Origin of the sequence: Paenibacillus protaetiae, assembly GCF_004135365.1 — a bacterium.
In the GTDB taxonomy this organism is placed as follows: domain Bacteria; phylum Bacillota; class Bacilli; order Paenibacillales; family Paenibacillaceae; genus Paenibacillus_AP; species Paenibacillus_AP protaetiae.
This window is the reverse complement of the sequence record NZ_CP035492.1, coordinates 201,356-221,634: the sequence shown is the minus strand read 5'-3', so window position 1 is coordinate 221,634 and position 20,279 is coordinate 201,356. Positions and strand designations below refer to the sequence as shown.

Below are 20,279 nucleotides of genomic sequence, written 5' to 3'. Positions count from 1 at the left end.
AACGCCTCTCGCCATGATGTGACACCTAGTCCTCATTATATCTTGCTTTCATTTTGTTTACAATGCGATTATAGCCTCAAACCAATTTTTTTGAGCGATGACCGCTTTCATCAGCGCACTTTGCGCCTTCCACAAGTGTGCACGTGACGTATTTTTCTCATAATTGGAAAAAGAGTCTGCCGCTGCCTGCAGCGCTTGCGTCAGCTCCGCATAGGATGCGCTGCCTTCCTTGTCGGCAAAACCGGCCTTTGCAGCTGCCGCACTATCGGACCATTGCTGAAAAGCGTTCTGCCAGGCGGCTGAGTCGGCCGGGCTGAACGGGCTTGGAGCCGGCTGCTCCAGCTGCGCGTTAACCATCCCCAGCATCATGGGAATAAGGGTGCCGGTCTGAACAAAAAATTGCTGTGCCTGCTCAGCTTTTCCTTCAAAAGGGATTTGAGAAGGAGCGGACAAGTCGAATTTTTTGGCATACAAATCCATCGAGCCGTTAAACTGTCCTTTCAATAAGGCAGCATCGTCGCTGCTTGGCGACATACCTGCATAAACGCGGTAGTCCTGTCCGGATGACCACGCGGCGCTGGCTACCCCTTTGGCAGCGAGCTCCGCCAGCGCGGCATCGCGGCCGTCTGTACTGCCAAACACTCCGTATTGAAGCAAATAATAGGCGGTATCCGGAATGTTTACGGCTGCCATCGGCAGCTCGCCGGCCGCGCCACCGGCAGCTTCGTCCGTTCCGTTAGCGCCGCCCGCCACAGGCGCAGCCCCATCTCCGGCTGTATCTTTGCCCGCATCCCCTGCCGGGCTCGTAACCTCGCCTTGCTTCACCGGCGTATCATGGCCGCTGTCCGACCAGGAGCCTGTAAAAAAGGAGAGGAGCAAATAACCAAATAAAGCTCCTGTCGCCAAAGCGCCAGCAACCGTTACAAACACCTTCAGCCAGGAAGGAGAAGCTGCCGGGGATTCGTATCGGATATAGAAGGGGCGTTCGCCATCCCGTCCGTCATATTCACTGCGCATCATTTCCTCATCCAGCAGCGGCCCTTGCCTATCATAACCTTCGAAGTGTCCTTCCGCTTCTGCTGCCGCCACTGGCCGGTGATGCCTTGAAGGAACCGGGGCAGGGACTGATGCCACAGCTGCTGCATCCTGCTGCTGGCTGTAGCTGCCGGATGCCGTCCGCTCGTAGCTGCCCCGATCCTGGGCTTTCCATTTAGAATTATCTTCCAAATTCCAATCCAGTAGTGTGCCGTCTTTCTCTCCGCCGTAATCAGCCGCCATTGCCTTCTCCGGCTGATGCGCGCCGGCTTTGGCTGCCGACTTCCTCTGGCCCGTTTCGCGTATCAGCTGCTCAAGCGCACTGACATCGTCCTGGAACGGACTGTTCCAGGGCGACGCACCCGAGAGGCTGTGGCTGCCGGATGCCGTATGATAAAGAGGCACCACATTCGACTTTTGGGGAGCCGCCGGTTTGGCTGTTTCTTTTTCGTTGTCGCTTGCCTTTGCTTTTGCTTTCACTTCCGTCAATGCCGCTTCCGGCTGGCGTTCTATCAATTTCGTTTCGCGGTCGGATGCTTGCCCGGTATGATCGAAACGGTACGTAATTCGGTTGTTATTGTTCATATCACTCTCTCCTTGTCCCTTCTTGTCTTTCTACTCTATGAACGATTTGAGAGATTTATGAGCATCGGCGGACAAAAAAAACACCACGCTGCTGCCTGAAAGGCTTGAGCGTGGTGTTCCGTACAACTTATGCGAAGTTAAGAAGCGTTTTCGCGCAATGACTGCGCAAGCGCATCCGCAACTTTCCAGATGTCGCCGGCTCCCATCGTAATGACAAGGTCGCCAGGCTGAACTTTTTCCCTTAAATGCGAAAGAACCGCTTCTTTGGTCGGGATATATTCGGTATGGGCATTGCTGTTGCTTTTAATGAGCTCAACCAGCTTCTGCGAGCTGACGCCCTCGATTTGCTTCTCCCCCGCAGGCGAATAAATATCGGTAATAATGACCTCATCCGCTTCCGGAAAAGCACGGCTGAACTGCTCCAGCAGGAAAAACGTCCGTGTATAACGCTGCGGCTGAAATACCGCGATGATGCGTTTGCCGGTTGCTTTCGCTGCGCTGATCGTTACTTGAATTTCCGTCGGATGATGGGCATAATCGTCGATCACCAGAATATCATTCGTTTCGCCCAGCACCTGGAACCGGCGTTTTGCGCCTCTGAAGCCTTGAATCGCCTGAGCAACCGCTTCGAAGGAAAGGCCAGCTTCCAAACATGTAATAATCGTCGCCATTGCATTCGACACGTTATGCCGTCCCGGCACGGACAACGTTACCGCTCCAAGCGGAGCGCCGTCCTTGTTCATCGTAAACGACACTTTCCGGTCGCCAAGTTCAATGTCCGTCGCTGTATATTGCGCATTGGAATCGGAATCAAGGCCGTAAGTAATAAGGCGGTCCGACAAACCTGCAAGCTGTGGCAGCAGCTCCTGAATCGTCTCGTCATCCGCGCAAATAATCGCTTTGCCGTCCGGTTTCACCTGCTGCAAAAACTGCACGTAAGCCGCTTTTAATTTATTGAAGTCCCCGTCATAGTTTTCCAGATGGTCCGGTTCGATATTGGTTACAATCGCCAGCTGAGGATGGTAATGCAGGAACGAGCCGTCGCTTTCATCCGCTTCCGCCACCACATATTCGCCTTTGCCCGCCTTAGCATTCGTGCCGACATTGACAATCTCGCCGCCGATAATGTAAGTCGGGTCGGCGCCGCAAGCTTCCATCACCAGCGCAATCATGGAGGAGGTTGTTGTTTTGCCGTGAGCGCCCGCTACCGCGACGCCTTTGCCGGCATTCATAAGCCGCGCGAGCATTTGCGAACGGTGAATCGTCGGAATGTTCAGCTCCTCCGCAGCCACCCGTTCTACATTGTCGCGGGATAGAGCGGTGGAATAAACGACCAGATCCGCCCCTTTCACATGCTCCGCTTCATGGCCGATAAAAATGCGCGCGCCTTTGGCCGCCAATTTCTCAGTTAATTCCTGGCGCGCGACATCAGATCCGGTAACCGTATAGCCTTTCTCCAGCATAACGCGCGCGATTGCGCTCATGCCATAACCGCCGATTCCGATAAAATGTACGTGTTCTGCTGTATTCAAAGACGGTTCACCAACCTTTTTCAGAATCCGAATTATTCACAAGTAAGCCGCGAACATCGGCAATCAAATATAACGTTCCGGTAACGACGCCGAGGTCGCCTTCCTTCGTCAGCTGCTTCAGCTTGCTTAAGGCGCTGCGCCAATCCGGCTCCACGATAAGCTCCACAGGATGATCCGGCTGTTCCATGCCGCGGATAATATCCGCAAGCGCGCCGGCTTTCATCGCGTTGCGGAAATCAGGCTCGGTCACAATAATGGTATCCACTATCGGTAATATATGCTTAATCGTGTCAGGATGATTCTTATTCTCCAGCATACCCATCATGACATGAATCCGATCATGCGAATACGTATTTTTTAGCGCCGCAGCCAGTGTCTGCGCCCCTTCCGGGTTATGGGCGCCGTCAATCAAAATACGCGGCGAACCGGAGACCATCTCGAGCCGTCCCGGCCAAGCCGCTTTGCGGAGACCCGCTTCCAGCGCTTCGTCCTCGACAATCAGCGCATAATACTGGCGCAGCACCTCAAGCGCCATGACGGCAACCGCCGCATTCTTGCGCTGATGCGCGCCATTCAGCGTAATCGCAAGCGAATCAATAGTGCGGAACGTCCCTTCGAACCGGAAAATTTGCTCATTTTCGCGTGTTTGCAGTTCGGTTTCCGTAAACTGTTCGCCCAGCAAATAAAGCGTGCTTTTTTTATTGCGGGCCATGTCTCGAATGACCTCGATCGCTTCCGGCTGCGTCACCGCGCTGACAACCGGCACGCCGGATTTAATGATGCCCGCTTTTTCAAAGGCGATCTCTTCGATCGTATTGCCAAGGCGGTCCATATGGTCATGGCCGATATTCGTAATAACGGAAATAACCGGCGTAACGATATTCGTCACATCCAGGCGTCCGCCAAGGCCTGTTTCCCAAACGACGTAGTCCGGGAATGTTTCTCTGGCGTAGTACAAAATCGCAAGCGCCGTAGACACTTCAAACATCGTTGGCGAGCCGAGCTCCGTGGAGGCCATCTCCTCCACGAGCGGTTTCAGCGTATTGGCCAGTTTGAGGAGCGTATGCTCGTCGATATTGGCGCCGTTATATTGGAACCGGTCCGTAAATTTCGTAATATACGGCGAAGTAAACGTGCCGACATCATACCCCGCTTCCAGCAGTACGCTTGTCAAATAAGCGCAGGTGGAGCCTTTGCCGTTCGTTCCGGCAATGTGGATAAACTTCAGGCGGCGGTGCGGATTCCCCAGCTTCTCCATCAGCAGCTCGATCCGGTCGAGGCCCGGGCGTATACCGAAAGGCACCAGGCTTGTAATCCAATCTACAGCTTCCGAATAGCTTTGCAAGGCAGCGGACTCCCATTGTTTCTCACTCATGATCGTTACCCTTCTTCCGTTCGATTCAAATAGAATGAATTAGCCTAAGCGCGCAAATCCGCAATACGGGCAATCACTTTATCGCGTTTCGCTGCATAATCGGCCATCTTCGCGCGTTCTTCCTCGATCACTTTCGCCGGGGCTTTCGAGACGAACCCTTCGTTGCCCAGCTTTTTCTCGATGCGGGACACTTCGTTGTTCAAGTTCGCCAGTTCTTTCTCCAGGCGGGCAATTTCCTGCGAAATGTCGATCAGTCCGGCCAGCGGCAGGTACAGCTCGGCTCCCGTCACGATAGACGTCATCGCTTTGTCCGGCGCATTCAGGCCAAGGCTTGCTTCCAGCTTGGACGTGCCGCAGAAGCGGATGATAAATTCCTCATTGCGCGCAATAATGGCTGCTTCGGCATCGCTGTTAGGTTTGATCATCAGCTCGATTTTTTTGCTCATCGGCACATTCACTTCGGCGCGAACGTTGCGGACCGCGCGAATCAGGTCCATCAGCAGCTCCATTTCCTTCACGGCTTCCGGAGCAGCAAGTCTCTCATCGTATACCGGCCACGAAGCAAGCGTAATCGTCTCGCCTTCATGCGGCAGATGCTGCCAGATCTCCTCGCTGATAAACGGCATAAACGGATGGATCAGGCGCTGCGTGCGGTCCAGTACGTATGCAAGTACAGATTGCGTAGCACGTTTCGCTTTTTCGTCCGTACCGTACAGGTTCAGCTTCGCAAATTCAATGTACCAGTCGCAAAGCTCATCCCAGATGAAGTTGTACAGAATACGTCCTGTTTCGCCAAAATCGTAGCTGTCGATCAGTCTTGTCACTTCGCGGACCGTCTCGTTCAGGCGGTGCAGGATCCAGCGGTCAGCTGTGCCAAGCTCGCCCGTAATATCGATGTCGGCTGCGGTTACGCCGTCCAGATTCATGAGCGCAAAACGCGACGCGTTCCAAATTTTGTTCGCAAAGTTGCGCGCCTGTTCGACCTTCTCCCAGTGGAAACGAAGATCCTGGCCCGGCGTGCTGCCGGTGGAAATCATAAAGCGCATCGCATCGGCGCCGTATTTCTCAATGACTTCAAGCGGATCGACGCCGTTGCCCAGCGACTTGGACATTTTGCGTCCTTCGGAGTCGCGGACAAGGCCGTGCATCAGCACATCTTTGAACGGAATTTCGCCCGTAAATTCCAGGGACGTAAAGATCATCCGCGCAACCCAGAAATAAATAATATCGTAACCCGTCACAAGCAGATCGGTCGGGAAATAACGTTTGAAATCTTCCGTTTCTTCCGGCCAGCCCAGTGTGGAGAACGGCCAGAGCGCCGAGCTGAACCAAGTGTCCAGCACGTCTTCGTCCTGACGGAGCTGCGTGCTTTGGCAGGAAGGACAAACCGCAAGATCGTCGCGGGAAACATGCATTTCGCCGCAAGCGTCGCAATACCAGGCCGGAATGCGGTGTCCCCACCACAATTGGCGGGAAATACACCAGTCGCGGACGTTTTCAATCCAGTGAAGATACGTGCGCTCGAACCGTTCCGGAACGAAGTTGACGCCTTTGCCGGATTTTTGAGCGGCAATAGCGGTGTCCGCAAGCGGCTGCATCGCAACAAACCATTGCGTGGACAAATACGGCTCTACAACGGCGCCGCTGCGCTCGCTGTGGCCAACTTGATGCACATGCTCTTCAATACGGATGCATACGCCCTGCTCCTGCAAATCTTTGACGATTTGCTTGCGGCAGTCCGCGCGGTCCAGGCCTTGGTAAGGGCCGGCATTGTCATTCATCGTGCCGCTTTCGTCCATGACGATAATTTGCGGCAGGTCATGGCGCGCGCCTACCTCGAAGTCGTTAGGATCATGGGCAGGCGTAATTTTTACGGCGCCGGAGCCAAATTCCTTCTCGACATATTCGTCGGCGATAATCGGAATTTCGCGGCCAACGATCGGAAGTACAATAAGCTTGCCGATCAAATCTTTGTAACGCTCATCTTCCGGATGAACAGCTACGGCCGTATCGCCAAGCATCGTCTCCGGACGGGTTGTCGCAACGGTAATAAAGCCGCTGCCGTCTTTCAGCGGGTACTGCAGATGGTACAGGCTGCCGTTAATTTCTTTATATTCAACCTCAATATCGGACAAAGCTGTGCGAGCCGCCGGATCCCAGTTAATAATTTTTTTGCCGCGGTAAATAAGGCCTTTATCGTACAGGCGTACAAACACTTCGCGCACAGCCTTGGACAAGCCTTCGTCCAGTGTGAAGCGCTCGCGGGTAAAGTCAAGCGAGAAGCCCATTTTGGCCCATTGCTCGTGAATCGTTTCGGCGTATTGGTCTTTCCACTCCCATACCTTCTCCAGAAACTTCTCGCGGCCGAGGTCGTAGCGGGAGAGGCCTTGCTCTCTCAGCTTTTGCTCAACCTTTGTTTGCGTTGCGATACCGGCATGGTCGGTGCCCGGCAGCCACAGCGCGTCATAGCCTTGCATCCGTTTCGTGCGGATCATAATATCCTGCAGCGTAAAATCAAGCGCATGGCCGATATGGAGCATCCCCGTTACGTTTGGCGGGGGAATCACGATCGTATACGGCTGGGCGTCGGGATTTTTGCCCGCCTCAAAATAGCCTCCCTGCTTCCAGTAGTCGTGCCATTTTTGTTCGGCCGACTTCGGATCGTAGGTCGTCGGCATTTCAGGTGTCGTTTGGTTTTCTGGCATAAGCGAACCATCCTCCATCATTCTTATCGTAATCGTTGTAATTGACGCAAAAAAACCTTCCGCCCTTAAACAGAAAGGACGAAAGGTTGAACTTCCGCGGTACCACCTTTATTCCGCCCGCTAACACGCGAACGGCACTTAAACAGATAACGGCTGTGGCCGGCCTGGGCTAGCAAGCGAATAGCCTGCTCATCCGGGCAACTCCGGGGCGACCTGTAGCATCAAGTTCCTGCGCAGCCTCTCAGCGTTACGGCTCCGCTCTCTGAAGGCTTGGGTGCGTACACTTCCCCTTCATCGTCATTTCATTCAATGAAAACATATATTTCTTATCATATCGTTATTGCCTGCTCTAGTCAACTTTATACCTCTAAACTTTTGACATATCGGCCGCCTAATCGGGCCAGAAGGAGCCGGCAGGCAACCGCTTCCCTCGCGGCGCCGCCTGCCGGCTGTTCGCTGCAGCCGGACAGAAGCAAAAAGCACTCCTATGCCTGCCGCCGACGAATCCGGGGCGGACAAGCTTAGGAGTGCTGTTTCAAGATAGGATGCATGCGCAAGCGCTGGCCGTTCATTACGGAATATAAAGCACTTGTCCTTCCGACACAGAGCTGTCGCTTAGCCGGTTGTGCAGCAAAATTTCTCTGGGGTTCAAATTGTAGCGAAACGCAATCGATTCGAGCGTTTCTTCCTTTTGAACGATGCACACACGTATTTTGCGGAACTCGTTTTGGCTGCTCGCCTGCTTGCCGAGGAACAAGTTGCCCCATTCGATTTCATCGACGTACAATTCATTGCGCTTTTGCTCTCTTTTCGCAGTTAGCTCTTCTTCGGCCGCTTGCCTTGCCGCCTGCTCTCTCCGGCTCGTTTGCAGCAGCGTCAGCAAGCCGACTCCGGAAGCATCGGCTTTGGCGGGCTGCTCCTGCTTCGCGCCAAATGCGACGCGCGGCTCCTGCTTTTCCGGCTCCGGCTGCGCCGCTTCCAGCGCTTGAGCAACAGGCGACGTCTCCGTCCATGCTTCCGGCTGCGGCTCCTCGTATGGCAGCGCCCCCGCCTCAGCCGCTTCTGCAGCTGCCTCGGGCTGGCGCTCCTCCGCTTGCGCATCAGCCGGCAGCCACGGCGAAGCGGACCAGCCGGCATCGGCTTGACCACCTAGCGGCTGTTCCGCGCGAGGCTCCGGCTGGAACTCCGCTTCCGATTGTTCCCTTATAGCGGCAGCTTCATCCGGTATGCCAAAATGAGACGAAAATCCAGCCTGCGGCGCTTCCTGCTGTGGTTGCGGCTGCCGCTGCTGTTCTTCCGCCCATTCCTGGGCGTACCCTCCATAAGGATACGACTGCGCTTCTTCCCGCTCCCGGCGGTGAACAACAGTAAAGGACTCTTCGCGCCACGGCTCTGCCGCTTCCGGCAATGATTCCACCAATATGCCGCGCAAGGAAAGGACCCCCGTGACATTAATGGTACGCGACGACAATAAGTCGACGTCGAAATTATCAATCTCGACCGATATGTCCTCCAGCCTGGATACCCGGTTCATCGGCAAGGAAATTTCAACGGGAATCCAATGTTCCAGCGTCTGCGACGCCGCCAGCTCCGACTTGCTGCGATAAACCCCGCTAAGCAGCAATTGGCCTTTTAATAAGGCATGGTCACCCTGCTCAACCACCTGGATGCGAGGAACCAGCTCAATTTCCTCCAGCTCATCAATAGCAGCTACATCATCCGGTAAGTGAACGCGCTCATATACATCAAAACGCAATCCGTTTGTTTGTTCCGCCACGCTGCTTTTCCTCCCTTCCTCCTACTGAATGCTTGGGCTATACGTTACATTCACTATCTATCTATATGGCAGGAAGGAGAGGTGCATGACTATCATTTTGCCGTACCGGCCAGCTTCTCTTTCAATTCGGATAACCAGCGGGGAGGAGCTGCTTCTACTCGAATAACCTCCCGGGTCCACGGATGCGGAAAAGCAAGCGATTCGCCGTGAAGCGCCTGATGGCGGATCAGCCTTGTATCTCCGCCGTACAGCTGGTCGCCAAGCAGCGGATTGCCGTTAAAGCTCATATGGACGCGGATTTGATGCGTTCTGCCCGTTTCCAGCTGCAAACGCAGCAAAGAGGCGGTCCCCCAGCGCTCCAACAGCTCGTAATGCGTAACGGCCCGGTCCCCGGAAGAGGTTACGATTCTTCTGGAGGAATGATGGCGGTCCTTGCCGATCGGCTCGTCTACGGTTCCCTGCCGTCTGGTCGGCCTGCCGCGGACAACCGCCAAATAATGCCGGTCAATCCGCTTGTCGCGCATTGCCTCGTCCAGCAGCAGCTGGGCCAGTTCGTTTTTGGCATATAACACCGGCCCTGACGTATCTTCATCCAGCCGGTGAATATGGCGCAGCGGCAGCGGGTCGCCTTCCGCCAGCGCATGCCTTGCCGCCGCTTCGTCCAGCGTGCCTGTATGCCCCGGGTGCGATTCATGAACGGGCATGCCTGCAGGCTTGTGGAGAACGAGGCAAAAATCATCTTCAAACAATACCGGGGGCGCAGCCATAACGGTTGGCGCAGCCGCTTTCCGGTATACGGCATCTTTGTCTGTATCCGCCGCCGGGAAGGCAAGCAGCTGCAGCGCATCGCCCTGCCAGCGGATGCCTCCTACGGAAAATAAGCGGCCCAGCCATTTGTCCGGAAAAAAGGACAGCGACTGCAGCCATTGCCGGACATGGTGCGGATGAGCCCCGGTTTCAAGCGGAGCCGCTCCCGTTTCTGCGGCAACGGCTGTTGTATCCAGCTCCATCCATTCCCCTTTGCGAATATAGGTGTTACGATTCATCGTTTACAATCTCTCCTTTGTTCGTTCCGGAGGAATAGAAGCTTTGGTTTGCGAAACCGGCTTCTATTTGCAAAAAAGCCGAATCGAAACCGTTTTTTCGATCCGGCCGTTATCCGTATTGGGCTTTAATGCTGTGTTACAGACTTCCGTTATTACAAGCGGCTGAGCGCCGCATCATGTGCTGCAATCGTAGCGTCGATGTCTTCATTCGAGTGCACCGCCGATACAAACATTCCTTCGAACTGCGAAGGCGCTACGCTTACGCCAAGATCAAGCATATGGGCGAAATACGATTTGAACCGTTCCAGATTGGAGGTTTTCGCCGTATCGAAGTTAACGACCAGCGTATCGGTAAAGAACGGACATACCATCGAGCCGACGCGGTTAATGGTCACAGGAACGCCATGCTTGCGCGCATTGGCCTCGAAGCCAAGCTGCAGGCGGGAAGCGCGGTTTTCCAGCAGATTGTACGTTTCCGGCGTCAACAGCTTTAATGTCGTGTAGCCTGCAGCCATTGCCAGCGGGTTGCCCGAAAGCGTACCCGCCTGATAAATCGGGCCGCTTGGCGCAATCATTTCCATAATTTCGCGTTTGCCGCCATAAGCCCCTACCGGCAAACCGCCGCCGATGACTTTGCCGAAGCAGGTCAAATCGGGTTCAATGCCGAACAGCCCTTGCGCGCAACTGTAGCCGACGCGGAAGCCGGTCATGACCTCGTCAAAAATAAGCAGGCTGCCATATTGGCGGGTAATGTCGCGCAGCCCTTGCAGGAAGCCCGGAAGCGGCGGCACCACACCCATGTTGCCGGCGATTGGCTCCACAATAATGCAGGCGATTTCTTCGCCGTATCGCTCAAACGCCAGCTTCACCGATTCCAGATCGTTATACGGCACCGCAATCGTCTGGGCTGCCACATGCTCCGGTACGCCCGGGCTGTCCGGCAGGCCAAGCGTAGCGACACCCGAACCGGCTTTGATCAGCAGGCTGTCGGCATGGCCGTGATACGAGCCTTCGAACTTCAGAATACGGTTGCGTTTCGTATAACCTCTCGCCAGGCGAAGGGCGCTCATCGTAGCTTCCGTACCCGAATTGACCATGCGGACGATATCAACGGAAGGCACGCGTTCGCATACCGTTTCCGCCATTAACGTCTCCAGTTCGGTCGGCGCGCCAAAGCTGGTGCCTTTCTCGGCTGTACGCTTGATCGCTTCGACCACTTCCGGATGGGCATGGCCCATAATAAGCGGCCCCCAGGAGGCAATGTAGTCGATATAGCTGTTGCCGTCGATATCGTAAATGCGGCTGCCTTCTCCGCGCTCCATATAGACCGGATTCAGCCCTACCGATTTGAACGCGCGCACGGGGCTGTTGACGCCGCCCGGCATTACCTGCTTCGCTCTGGCAAAAGCTTCAACCGAACGTGTATTCACTCTGGTGCTTGTATGCTCGCTCACTTCGTTTCCTCCTTCAGCCATCTTGCCGCATCTTTCGCATGATACGTAATAATGATGTCTGCGCCGGCGCGTTTCATGCCAAGCAGCGATTCCATAACGATTTTGCGTTCGTCAATCCAGCCGCTGGCTGCCGCCGCTTTCACCATCGAATATTCGCCGCTGACGTTATAAGCAACAACAGGCAGGTCGAAATTGTCTTTCAGCGTTTTAATGACGTCCATATACGCGAGTGCCGGTTTCACCATCAGCATGTCGGCGCCTTCGGTCACATCGGAGTCCGCTTCGCGCAGCGCTTCCCGCACGTTGGCCGGATCCATCTGATACGTTTTGCGGTCGCCGAACTGCGGCGCGGATTGCGCAGCCTCGCGGAACGGGCCGTAAAATGCGGATGCATATTTGACCGAATACGACATGATCGGAATATGCGAATAACCTGCTTCATCAAGACCGGCGCGGATCGCGGCCACAAATCCGTCCATCATGTTGGAAGGGGCGATAATATCCGCTCCCGCTTCCGCTTGCGAAATGGCCGTGCGGACCAACACCTCAAGCGAGCTGTCATTGTCTACGTCGGCAACGCCGGTGACAGGGTCGTGATGGATCAAGCCGCAATGGCCGTGATCTGTAAATTCGCATAAGCAGGTGTCCGCCACAACAAGCATGTCGGGTGCCATTTTTTTAATAGCCCTTGTCGCCTGTTGAACAATCCCTTCCGATTCGAACGCGGAAGTGCCGACTGCATCTTTATGCTCCGGAATGCCAAACAGCAGGACGCTGCGGATACCGGCGTCGATGACATCTTTAATTTCCTCTTCCAGCCGGTCAAGCGAATATTGGAATACGCCCGGCATCGAAGCAATTTCGGTTTTGACATTGGTGCCAAACGTTACGAATATCGGATAAATAAATTCATCAGGATGAAGGATTGTCTCTCTAACCATGCTGCGCAATGCAGCCGTTCTGCGTAAACGGCGATGCCTTTCAATTGGAAATGTCATCGTTGTCATGCCTCCCAGTCTTGTCATTCATTCATGCGGCTGCGTTCCGTCAGCCTGTATTGCACAATAGCGGCGACCAATGCCTCGATGGTCGCCGTGTCCGGCTCAATTGCAACTTCAAGCCCCGCTGCTTCAGCCGCCTTAGTCGTTTGCGGGCCAATCGAAGCGACAGGCACGGCTTCCAGCAGCTTCGCCGGCTGGTCTATTCCGCTCCGCTTCAGCAGCTCGAGCAGGTTGTTTACCGTGGAGGAGCTGGTAAACGTAATCATATGGATTTCGCGCTCGCGAAGCGCCTCAAGCGCATATTCGTCTTGGTTTTCCGCAAGCACGGTTTCGTATACATCAATCGGAACCGCAGCAATACCGCCGGCTTCCAGCTCTTTCGGAAGCAGGTCGCGCGCCAGATTGCCTCTCGGCAAAAGCACCTTTTGGCCGGGGGCGATTTCGCCTTTCAGCCGCTCCAGCAAGCCTTCCGCCTGGAATTGACCGGGCAGGCTGACAGGCAGCAGCCCTTTCGCTTCCAGCGCTTGCGCCGTCTTGGGGCCGACAGCGGCAATACGGGCCGCATGGAAACGTCGAATATCAACGCCCAGACGCTTCAGCCATTCAAAAAAGTATTCGACGCCGTTTACGCTCGTAAACAGCAGCCAGTGATATTGTTCGGCTTGCTGAAGCGCGCCGCCGATAGCTTCTGCCGCATGCCCGCCTTCTGTCATTCTGGTTTCAATGACAGGAAATTCGCACGGCTCGCCGCCCAGCTCTTCGATGAGGGCGGCCAGCTCGCTAGCCTGCGACCGGGCGCGTGTAATGAGCACGCGCATGCCAAACAGCGGCTTGCGCTCCACCCATTGCAGCTTGTCGCGCTGAAGCACAACCTCCCCGACCACGATAACGGCCGGCGGCTGAAAGCCCGCTTCTTTAACGATTCGTTCTATCGTCGCAAGCGTTCCGGTAATGGTCTCCTGCTCCGGCCTTGTTCCCCAGCGGATCAGGGCTACCGGCGTCTCAGGCGGCTTGCCGTGCCGGATCAGCTGCTCGGCGATATAGCCGACTTTGGAGACGCCCATCAGAAAAACAAGCGTTCCGGTAGCGTTCGTCACCTTGTCCCAATGAATGGAACGGTCCAGCTTTTCCGGGCTTTCGTGGCCTGTAATGATCGACAGCGACGATGCAAGATCGCGGTGCGTCACCGGGATGCCGGCATACGCCGGCACAGCGATAGCCGAAGTAATGCCCGGCACAATCTCAAATGTTATTCCGTGCTCTTGCAGCAGTTCCGCCTCTTCGCCGACCCGGCCAAAAATCGTCGGGTCGCCGCCTTTAAGCCGGGTTACCGTTTTCCCCTGCAAAGCCAAATCGACAAGCAGCTGATTGATTTGCTCCTGCTTCATCGTATGCCTGTCCGGCAGCTTGCCGACATATATTTTTTCCGTTCCCGGCTTCAAATGCTGAAGCAGCCTTGGGCTTGCCAGCCGGTCATATACAACAACGTCGCTTTTGCGGAGCACTTCCAAGCCGCGAACGGTAATCAGCTTCGGATCTCCCGGTCCTGCGCCAACCAAATATACCGTTCCTTTATGCTCCATGTGCGCCCCCGTATTGCTTCAGAATATCGTCCGCTCCGCGAGCGCGGAGCGCGGCGGCTACGCTTCGGCCAAGCTCGACCGGATCGCTGCCCTGCTGAATTTCTTTCAGCAGCGTGGAGCCGTCCGGCGTTCCGACCATGCCGGAAAGCTCAAGCGTTCGTGTGCCGTCCTGCGCTTGCTTAAGGACAGCATGCGCGCCAAGCGGCACCTGGCAGCCGCCGTTCAGCGCACCGAGGAAACTTCTCTCTGCTTCAACGGCATAAGCGGTATCTTCATCATTAAGAAGCGCCAGCAGCTCCCGCACTTCCGCATCAGCCTCCCGGCATTCGATGCCCAGCGCGCCTTGCCCGACAGCCGGAATGCAGACATCTTCTGGAATATAAGCGGTAATCCGGTTATCCCAGTCCATTCGTTTCAAACCGGCTGTTGCCAAAATAATGGCATCAAATCCTTCCGTCTCCAGCTTGCGGATACGCGAGTCGATATTGCCGCGCACCGATTCAAGCGTAAGATCGGGGCGATATGCTTTAATTTGCGCAGCGCGGCGCAAACTGCTTGTTCCCACTTTCGCGCCCGGCGGCAAACCCGCCAAGTCCTGTCCATCTTTGGATACGAGGCAGTCCCTCGGGTCCACCCGCTTCGGAACCGCTCCGTTAATTAATCCGCCGGGAAGCTCATACGGCATATCTTTCATGCTGTGTACGGCAAGATCAATTGTCCCGTCGAGCAGCGCTTGTTCAATTTCCTTCACAAACAAACCTTTGCCGCCAACCTTCGATAACGTTACGTCAATGATCTGGTCGCCTTTGGTTACGATTTTATGTATTTCGAATGTATAATCAAGCCCATGCGACTCGCAAATCGCCTTCAGCTGGTCAATAACCTGCCCGGTTTGCGTGAGCGCAAGCGCGCTTTGTCTTGTCCCAACCACAATTGTTCTTTTCCCGGTTGTTGCCATTTCCGCCACCCTCTCATCCCTCTGTTTTCCTTGTCAGCCTTGCAAGCCACTCGTCTGCATTCTCTTCAACAGCAAAAGGCGGCATTTCCAGTGCGGCCCGCTGCAAAATATCTTTCTTATCCATTTCGTCTGCTACGGTCTGCTGAACAAGCAAGCGCAGACGAGCCAGCTTCTCGGTATACGCGGCATAGTCCGGCCCGTATCGTGCCTCCAGCTCCCGCTTAATGCGGACCGTAAGCGAAGGGCTTGCCCCGCCGGCTGTAACCGCCAGCAGAAGCGAACCTCTGCGGACCACCGCAGGCGTTATGAAACGCCCTTCTTCCGGCGCATCCGCAACATTAACAAGCGCTTCAAGCCGCTCGGCATCCGCTGCAACCCGCTTATTCACCTCACGGTCATCCGTTGCGGCAATAACGAGGAATACGCCGGCATCCAAGCCGTTATACGGCCGCTTGTCCCAGCGGATCAAGCTGGCTGCAGCCAGCTCTTCCAGCTTTGGCGTAATAACCGGACTGATGACGGCAACATTGTCGGCTCCTGCCTCCAGCAAGCCGGCCAGTTTACGCTCGGCCACTTTACCGCCTCCGACGACGATGCATTTTTTCCCGTTTAACCGAACCATCATTGGATAATAATTGCTCAACCCGCCCGCTCCCTGTGCCCGTTAATGGAATGATGACAACCCGTTTACAAAAAAGCCGGATACCAGCAAAATAAACGAAAAAATTTGAAGCTGCGCCAGCTTTAAAGCCGGCTTTCTTCCGAGTGATCTTTGTACGACATAAACAATATAGCTGATAAAAGCAAGAAATGCGAAAATAACTTTCCAGTCCAGCAGAAGCTCCAGCCTGTTCTCCACAATAATCGAAGTTGCGCCTACTGACAGGGACATCGCAAGCAGCGGTACGCCGATCATGACGGCCCGGTCCGAATAACGTTTAATCATCTCCAGGCTGGGCAGCCTGCGCATATGTTTTGTCCAGTTTTTGCCTTTCAACTGCTTGTGCAGGAACAGGTACATCGCAGCGAACAATACGCCAAGCGTTAAAGCCGCGTATGCGCATAAGATCAGGCTGATATGCACGTACAGCAGGTTGCGCGTCGTTTCCCAAGCTTCAATGGAAACGCCGTTCCGGCTGCCGCTGTACAAATTCAGAGCCAACACCGCAAAGCCAATGACATTAACAAAAAAAACGAGAAACTCAATATTAAAAAAGCGGTTCATGACAACAGAAATGGTAATCAGCAGCCATGAAAAACCTAACCAGTATTCAAAGGTCGATATGGCGCTTAAATCCAAATGATGGAAAATACGAATTAATACATATACCGTCTGTAAAACCCATACAAAAATTAACAGCCCTGTACCTACCCGTTTCGCTCTCCGATTGGCATCCATAAAATCGGAGAAGTAAAACAGTAAGCTCAGGGCATAAATATAAAGTATCGCGTCATATAACCAATTAGCCGTTCCCATATGTGCGCCTCCACATTACGGCCCTAAAGCGAAATTCTGCTTAAGCGTTAAGGTGTCATAGCCGCAAACGTTATTGCTGCTTGGTTTTGTGCCATTTTCTTTTTGTCAGCAGCTTCTTTTTCGGATTTCGCCTGCCGTTCAGCCTGCTTGTCCGCTTCCAGGCGGTCCTCCAGCGCAAACAGCTTAACAAACATATCCATCGCTTCATCCGAGCGTTTCTCGCCGGCCATCTCTTTAATTCGAAGAATCGGATCTTGCATCATTTGATTGACGATGCTTTTCGTCAGCTTACGGATCACTTTCAGCTCGTGCTCGCCGAGATCAGGCAGCTTATTCGTCAAGCTGTGCAGTGTTTCCTCGTGAATTTCCTCCGCTTTTGTCTGAAGTGCGCGGATAAGCGGCACGACGCCAAGCGTTTTATACCACGAATCAAAAGCATCCATCTCTTTTTTGATCATCGTTTCGATTTTGGCCGCCTCCTTGCGCCGAAGCTCCAGGTTCGTCTCCACGATGCCCTCCAGATCGTCTATATCATACAGGAACACGTTGTCTACTTCTGCAATCGCAGGATCCAAATCCCGCGGAACTGCAATATCAATCAAATAAAGCGGCTTGGATTTGCGCCGCTGCATCGCTGCAGCTACCTCGTCCTTTGTTAATACATAACCGGACGCTCCGGTGGAGCTGATAATAATATCGACATCGCTTAACCGGCTGCCCGCTTCATTCAGGCCAAATGCCTGCCCGTTCAGCTGCTGGGCAAGCGTTGCTGCCCGTTCATACGTGCGGTTGCCGACAATAACATTGGTTGCGCCGTTAGCAACCAGATGTTTGGCTGTCAGCTCGCTTGTTTCTCCGGCGCCAAGCAGCATAACGGTTTTTTTATGGAACGCTCCAAAAATCCGTTTGCCAAGCTCCACAGCCGCATAGCTGACCGATACGGCCAATTCGCCAATCGCCGTTTCCGTATGTGCGCGTTTCGCAACCGTTACCGCTTGTTTAAAAAGCATATTAAACAGCGTGCCCGTCATTTTATGCTGCTGGGCAAGCTGGAATGCATCTTTGACTTGTCCGAGAATTTGCGTTTCGCCAATAACCATGGAATCCAGTCCGCTTGCTACGCGGAACAGATGTTTGATAGCGTCATGGTCTTCATACATGTATAAATGATTGGTAAACTGCTGCCGCGGCAAATGAAACCATGACTCCATAAAGCTGCGAATGTAATGCCCGCACATATGATGCCTGTCCACGACTACATACAATTCCGTACGATTGCAGGTTGCAACAATGACACATTCCATAACGCCTGTCGATTGCTTAAGCTGCCGAAGCGCTTCCGGCAAATCCTGTTCCGAGAACGTAAAGCGTTCCCTCACTTCTACTGGAGCCGTTCGATAATTAAGTCCTACGACCATAATGTGCATGCGCATGTCACCTGCCTTTCCAAACTTCCTGATGTTGTCTAATTTCAACGTTAAGTATAGCATAGTTCGACATTCATAAGCCGTTCATTTATGAATAATATTTGAAAAACCTGTATCCATTATTCCCTATTTAAGAAAAGAAATAACCATGGACTTTCGTCCATGGTTATTTCAACATTTATGTCCATTAAACAAACTTGGTTTGCATGATGTGTGGTTCTTCAAGCTGAAGCTCGCCCATACCGCGAACAAGCTTTTTGGCATACGTTGTTTTAGGCTTCAATACGGACAGCATGCAATCAATAGCAAGCTGCGGATCCACCGATTCACCGCAAGTATAGCAGTCAAGCGCGGCAAACCCTCTCTCAGGATACGTATGAATGGAGAGATGGCTTTCCGAAAGCAGTACAAGCACCGTTGCTCCCTGAGGTTCAAATTGCTTCGATTGCACCGAAAGTACGGTAGCCCCGCAGTTTTCTGCAGCTTCAACCATATAAGCCTGCAGCAACTCAGCGTTGTTCAGCAGATCAAAATCGACTCCCCAAGCATCAACCGCAACGTGTCGTCCGAAAGTTGAATACTCCATCTTTCGGTCCCCCTTCCTAGGAATAAAATGTTTAAAAATTTCATCCGCTAGGACCTACGTCATTCACTTCCCGAGGGAATACTCTCTCGCAACATAACCATGTCCTGAGTGAATCCTGGTTCCTATTATGGCTAACCATTTCGTTCAACGAGATTAAAAATAACATCTATCCGGTGCAAAAGCAACTGTTTTTTAACGCCCCGGAATATTAATTTTTTCCCGTATTAACGTATGTTGTTCCGCATCATTTGGTCCGTTAACCCGCCATTAAATTTTTCGCATCTTCGGGGCTGTAGACGGAAATATGATCCACTTTGCCGGTAGATTCCGGAATCGCAAATTTCAGCTGATATTGCTTATTTACGTTATACGTGTAGATCTGATCATCGCCGCTGGTTGTTTTTTCATCCGCTTGGCCAAGCGCTCCTTCAATTTGCTTAAGCGTCAGCAGCTTAAGCTCCGGAGCGTAGGAACGGACATCAAATACAAGCATGCCTTTATTGTAGCCAAACGTAATCCCTTTATTTTCATAAACCGCGTAAATGCCTTTTCCGGCTGTATCGTTTTTATCCGCTTTGCCCCACTCTTTTTCAATATCATCGTATAGCGCTATATGGGCTGCATAATTACAGCCGGGCACCTTGCCCTCCTTGGCAGCCGCCTCAATCGTCTCCAGCAGCGCTTTACTCTCGTCCGGCTTGGAAGTCTCCTGTGCGGGCGGCGTTGCCGTTGCGTCCGAAGACGGATTGTTGCCGGGAGAAACCGTTGCTGAAGCAGGCGGCGATTCGGAAACATTGCTGCCGTTTGAGCTGCCGTTATTGTTCGCGCAGCCTCCCATTGTAATTGCAGCTGCCACAATGAAGCATGCAAGGGAGCAGCGGATTTGAGTTTTGTTCATGGTAGTCACTCTCCTTTGTAACCATTGACGTTCGGAATGCCATTAATGTTTCCGTCCATTGGCCCAATCATGACAAAACGCAAAAAAAAGAGCCGCTTCTCAGGCGGCTCTTACTGCAACACTCGCTCGCTGTATACGCAGCATGCAAGTCTCCTATATACGGTTAAGCTTCAAGAATAAACAACTGATGAGTCAAATCATTCAAACGGTTGTCGATACCCTTAATTTCAGCCGGGTTATCCGATTGATTCCGCAAATCGAGAAGTTCATTAATTGCGCCTTTGACCATTCCGATCTCCTGCTCAATGACACGGCTGCGATACAAACGCTCCAGCTGTCCGACGGAGTCCCGGTACTGGAATACAATTTTTTGGCCATCCGGCGTCTGTTCAATAATTTGATAAATCAAACCGTCAATATACCGGTACACCATCTTAAAATTAGCATAAATACGATTCACGACTGCATCTCCATGGAAAGCGGAAACCGCTTTGCGCATGGCGTTGGTTAATTTAGGATGAATAAGGCGGCAATTGAGCTCGCATACGTAAAGGTCCTGCTGACGTTCAAAGATCAGCTTCACCTCTTCCCTCCCTGCATCTTCGAGCACCAGTTCCTGATTCCCGTTGTCGAAAACTTTGGCCTGCAGCGAAAGCTGCTGCTGTTCGAAGAACCGGATAAGCCTCGTCAACTCATCGCGAGTTAACTGCAGTTTGGCGTTTACATACTCTGTGGCCAGCCGCTTAGCCATAAAAATCTCCTCAATTCTTTATGCTGCCCTTATGGTCTTCATGCTTACCTATATTATACGGGATCAGTTCCGTTTATTCTTGCACGCCG

General features: G+C 53.3%; 16 protein-coding genes. All 16 read right to left on the bottom strand.

The features are described from left to right. Nucleotides 1–57 precede the first annotated feature (57 nt). Nucleotides 58–1,620, bottom strand: coding sequence for a hypothetical protein (locus ET464_RS00905; RefSeq protein WP_129437449.1), 1,563 nt, complete (start codon nucleotides 1,618–1,620; stop codon nucleotides 58–60). Between the two features lie 137 nt (nucleotides 1,621–1,757). After that, nucleotides 1,758–3,152, bottom strand: a complete 1,395-nt coding sequence (murC, locus tag ET464_RS00900; protein WP_129437447.1) for a UDP-N-acetylmuramate--L-alanine ligase — start codon at nucleotides 3,150–3,152, stop codon at nucleotides 1,758–1,760. Nucleotides 3,153–3,159: 7 nt separating this feature from the next. Beyond that, nucleotides 3,160–4,527 (bottom strand): bifunctional folylpolyglutamate synthase/dihydrofolate synthase, encoded by a 1,368-nt coding sequence (locus tag ET464_RS00895; protein ID WP_129437445.1) that lies wholly within the window; start codon nucleotides 4,525–4,527, stop codon nucleotides 3,160–3,162. Nucleotides 4,528–4,571: 44 nt separating this feature from the next. After that, complete coding sequence (locus ET464_RS00890) at nucleotides 4,572–7,232, bottom strand: valine--tRNA ligase (protein WP_129437443.1); 2,661 nt, start codon at nucleotides 7,230–7,232, stop codon at nucleotides 4,572–4,574. A 571-nt stretch (nucleotides 7,233–7,803) separates the two neighbouring features. After that, the gene (locus ET464_RS00885; RefSeq protein ID WP_129437441.1) at nucleotides 7,804–9,009 is read right to left on the bottom strand and encodes a LysM peptidoglycan-binding domain-containing protein; all 1,206 of its coding nucleotides are present in this window, start codon (nucleotides 9,007–9,009) and stop codon (nucleotides 7,804–7,806) included. A 92-nt stretch (nucleotides 9,010–9,101) separates the two neighbouring features. Continuing rightward, nucleotides 9,102–10,055, bottom strand: a complete 954-nt coding sequence (locus ET464_RS00880; protein ID WP_129437439.1) for an RluA family pseudouridine synthase — start codon at nucleotides 10,053–10,055, stop codon at nucleotides 9,102–9,104. Nucleotides 10,056–10,207: 152 nt separating this feature from the next. Continuing rightward, complete coding sequence (hemL, locus tag ET464_RS00875; protein ID WP_208543873.1) at nucleotides 10,208–11,530, bottom strand: glutamate-1-semialdehyde 2,1-aminomutase; 1,323 nt, start codon at nucleotides 11,528–11,530, stop codon at nucleotides 10,208–10,210. Further along, nucleotides 11,506–12,507 carry a porphobilinogen synthase gene (gene hemB, locus ET464_RS00870; RefSeq protein ID WP_129437435.1) on the bottom strand — a complete coding sequence of 334 codons (1,002 nt, stop codon included), beginning with the start codon at nucleotides 12,505–12,507 and terminating at the stop codon, nucleotides 11,506–11,508. Before hemB ends, hemL begins: the two co-directional genes overlap by 25 nt. 23 nt (nucleotides 12,508–12,530) lie before the next feature. Next, the gene (cobA, locus tag ET464_RS00865) at nucleotides 12,531–14,093 is read right to left on the bottom strand and encodes a uroporphyrinogen-III C-methyltransferase (protein WP_129437432.1); all 1,563 of its coding nucleotides are present in this window, start codon (nucleotides 14,091–14,093) and stop codon (nucleotides 12,531–12,533) included. Beyond that, nucleotides 14,083–15,051, bottom strand: a complete 969-nt coding sequence (gene hemC / locus ET464_RS00860) for a hydroxymethylbilane synthase (RefSeq protein WP_129437430.1) — start codon at nucleotides 15,049–15,051, stop codon at nucleotides 14,083–14,085. Before hemC ends, cobA begins: the two co-directional genes overlap by 11 nt. A 13-nt stretch (nucleotides 15,052–15,064) precedes the next feature. Next, complete coding sequence (locus ET464_RS00855; protein WP_129437428.1) at nucleotides 15,065–15,694, bottom strand: precorrin-2 dehydrogenase/sirohydrochlorin ferrochelatase family protein; 630 nt, start codon at nucleotides 15,692–15,694, stop codon at nucleotides 15,065–15,067. Nucleotides 15,695–15,715: 21 nt separating this feature from the next. After that, on the bottom strand, nucleotides 15,716–16,528 hold the full coding sequence (ccsA, locus tag ET464_RS00850; RefSeq protein WP_129437426.1) for a cytochrome c biogenesis protein CcsA: 813 nt from the start codon (nucleotides 16,526–16,528) through the stop codon (nucleotides 15,716–15,718). Between the two features lie 47 nt (nucleotides 16,529–16,575). After that, nucleotides 16,576–17,955, bottom strand: coding sequence for a glutamyl-tRNA reductase (gene hemA / locus ET464_RS00845; RefSeq protein WP_129443942.1), 1,380 nt, complete (start codon nucleotides 17,953–17,955; stop codon nucleotides 16,576–16,578). A gap of 187 nt (nucleotides 17,956–18,142) precedes the next feature. Further along, nucleotides 18,143–18,541 (bottom strand): adenosylmethionine decarboxylase, encoded by a 399-nt coding sequence (gene speD, locus ET464_RS00840; protein WP_129437424.1) that lies wholly within the window; start codon nucleotides 18,539–18,541, stop codon nucleotides 18,143–18,145. A 256-nt stretch (nucleotides 18,542–18,797) separates the two neighbouring features. Beyond that, nucleotides 18,798–19,439, bottom strand: a complete 642-nt coding sequence (locus ET464_RS00835) for a YjgB family protein (protein ID WP_244226613.1) — start codon at nucleotides 19,437–19,439, stop codon at nucleotides 18,798–18,800. Between the two features lie 163 nt (nucleotides 19,440–19,602). Beyond that, the gene (locus ET464_RS00830; RefSeq protein ID WP_129437422.1) at nucleotides 19,603–20,190 is read right to left on the bottom strand and encodes a non-ribosomal peptide synthetase module; all 588 of its coding nucleotides are present in this window, start codon (nucleotides 20,188–20,190) and stop codon (nucleotides 19,603–19,605) included. Between the last annotated feature and the right edge of the window lie 89 nt (nucleotides 20,191–20,279).